The following is a 257-nucleotide window of genomic DNA, read 5'->3' on the forward strand; positions in this document are numbered from 1 at the left end:
GAGAGGATGCGCTCGCCCATGATCGAGAGCAGCCGCTCCCGCGGGTAGTTGCGGGCGAGCTCCTGGCGGATCAGCGGCTCGCTGGTGCGACCGTGCAGCTGCGCCAGCAGGAGGAGCCGATCGTGGCTGCCGCCCTGGCCACCGCCGATGAAGGCGGACTCGTTCGACAGCACGGTGCGTGCCGGGCCCCAACCCTCATCGACGGCGCCGAGCACGTTGGCCACCGGCACCCTCACCTCTTCGAGGAACACCTCGTT

The 257-nt window shown here is 70.0% G+C and carries 1 pseudogene; it reads right to left on the reverse strand.

Going from position 1 to position 257, the window contains the following annotated elements:
• Positions 1 to 257 (reverse strand): annotated as a pseudogene (locus tag SAZ04_RS22490) (hypothetical protein); the annotation flags it as partial.

It is taken from the genome of Halalkalibacter lacteus (assembly GCF_036663595.1).
In the GTDB taxonomy this organism is placed as follows: Bacteria; Bacillota; Bacilli; order Bacillales; family Bacillaceae_D; genus Halalkalibacter; species Halalkalibacter lacteus.